The organism is Streptomyces sp. NPDC048255 (assembly GCF_040652415.1).
Taxonomy (GTDB): domain Bacteria; phylum Actinomycetota; class Actinomycetes; order Streptomycetales; family Streptomycetaceae; genus Streptomyces.
The window spans coordinates 1-2,370 of sequence record NZ_JBEZMA010000133.1; the positions used below are offsets into that span (position 1 = coordinate 1).

The window sequence follows — 2,370 nt, forward strand, 5'->3', positions numbered from 1 at the left end:
GTCACCGGCGGTCTCCTTAGAGTTCCCACCATTACGTGCTGGCAACAAAGGATAAGGGTTGCGCTCGTTGCGGGACTTAACCCAACATCTCACGACACGAGCTGACGACAGCCATGCAGCACCTGTGTTCGAGTTCCCGAAGGCACCAATCCATCTCTGGAAAGTTCTCGACATGTCAAGGCCAGGTAAGGTTCTGCGCGTTGCATCGAATTAAACCACATACTCCACCGCTTGTGCGGGCCCCCGTCAATTCCTTTGAGTTTCAGTCTTGCGACCGTACTTCCCAGGCGGCGAACTTAACGCGTTAGCTTCGATACTGAGGGCCAAGTTGCCCCCAACATCCAGTTCGCATCGTTTAGGGCGTGGACTACCAGGGTATCTAATCCTGTTTGCTCCCCACGCTTTCGTGCCTCAGTGTCAGTGCTGGTCCAGGTAGCCGCCTTCGCCACGGATGTTCCTCCCGATATCTACGCATTTCACTGCTACACCGGGAATTCCGCTACCCTCTACCGCACTCTAGTAAGCCAGTTTCCAATGCCATTCCCAGGTTGAGCCCAGGGCTTTCACATCAGACTTAACAAACCACCTACGCACGCTTTACGCCCAGTAATTCCGAGTAACGCTTGCACCCTTCGTATTACCGCGGCTGCTGGCACGAAGTTAGCCGGTGCTTATTCTTCCGGTACCGTCATGACTCAGGGTTATTAACCCTAAGCTTTTCTTTCCGGACAAAAGTGCTTTACAACCCGAAGGCCTTCTTCACACACGCGGCATGGCTGGATCAGGCTTGCGCCCATTGTCCAATATTCCCCACTGCTGCCTCCCGTAGGAGTCTGGACCGTGTCTCAGTTCCAGTGTGGCTGATCATCCTCTCAGACCAGCTACGGATCGTCGCCTTGGTGGGCCTTTACCCCGCCAACTAGCTAATCCGACGTCGGCTCATCTATCTGCGTGAGGCCTTGCGGTCCCCCACTTTCACCCGTAGGTCGTATGCGGTATTAGCGTAAGTTTCCCTACGTTATCCCCCACAAATAGGCAGATTCCGACGTATTCCTCACCCGTCCGCCACTCGCCACCCAAGGAGCAAGCTCCTCTGTGCTGCCGTTCGACTTGCATGTGTTAGGCCTGCCGCCAGCGTTCACTCTGAGCCAGGATCAAACTCTTCACTTAAATTTTTCGATTCCACCTTGCGGCTTCATCAAAGCTTTGAGTGCAGACTTCGCTCCAGGCCAATTACTCAAATAGCATTTGCATGCTGTTTCAAATCTTTGGACTGTGTTACGAGAGTCTGCAAGATGGACAACCATCCACTCGCCAGACGCCCGCACAAGTCACCTGCGCACACTGTCAAAGATCCTCGGAACCGGCCTCAGCGCCTTGTTCCGTCCTCGTCACCGAAGTGCCCGAGGGAGCCGCACACTATACAGCAGTTTTCGTGAACGTCAACACCTGTCCGCGAATCTTTCTGCTGCCTCCCGATTCGTCCGAACCGCCTTCTTAGCGAAGCGTCCGTCCAACCGGGCCGCGCATCTTACAGCATCGTTTCGTTTCGTCAACCACCCGTCGAAACCGACTGCCGTACCGCGCTCCGTCCGACCTCACCATCCGTCGTCCGGGCCGCGCATCTTACAGCTTCGTTTCAGTTCGTCAACACTCACCGAAACCGCCGTTTTCCGCGCTCCCTACAAGCGATCTTCTGCTTGCCGGGCCGCGCATCTTACAGCCTGTTTTCGATTCGTCAACACTCGTCGAAAACCGCTGTTTTTGCGCGTTCCCGCAGGCGTTGAACTGCCTGCGGGCCGCGCATCGTACAGCATGTTTTCGATCCGTCAATACGTTTCGAAACCGCCGCCTTCCGCGCGTCCCGCCGATCGATGCTGCTGTCCGGCGGGCCGCGCATTATGCAGATGCGCCCCCGCTTCGGGAAGGGGGTGGGCGAAAGAATTTTCATGACGCTTTCGTCTTGACGCCGTCGGGCCGCTGGACGATGTTCGCCGCATCGTCCAGCGCCCAAGGAACCGGCCATGTCGAAGACCTCTGCTGTACTGCTCGCCTGCCTGCTGGGCCTGGCCGCTTGCGCCGGGGGCGGAGGCGGGAGTTGGGTCGAAGTCGGCGGCCAGCGCTACGGAGTCGAGGTGGCCAAGACCGCGGAGGAACGCGCGCGCGGGCTGATGTTCCGCGACGACATGCCGGCCGACCGCGGCATGGTGTTCGTGCACGACAGCGAGGACCTGCAGGCCTACTGGATGAAGAACACCAAGATTTCGCTGGATATCCTGTATTTCGATTCCAAGCGTCGGCTGGTGTCGCAGCAACGCAACGTGCCGCCGTGCTCAGCGGGCGACCGCTGCCCGCCTTATCCGAGCGAGG

1 protein-coding gene and 1 rRNA gene are annotated in these 2,370 nt (G+C 57.8%); one reads left to right on the forward strand and one right to left on the reverse strand.

All coding sequences use genetic code 11. The features are described 5' to 3' along the window. Positions 1–1,170: ribosomal RNA gene (locus tag AB0D94_RS37735) — 16S ribosomal RNA — on the reverse strand; the annotation flags it as partial. A gap of 854 nt (positions 1,171–2,024) precedes the next feature. On the opposite strand from AB0D94_RS37735, the gene AB0D94_RS37740 reads away from it, so the two are divergent. Next, the coding region (locus tag AB0D94_RS37740) for a DUF192 domain-containing protein (protein WP_362062486.1) at positions 2,025–2,370 on the forward strand (346 nt) is incomplete at its 3' end.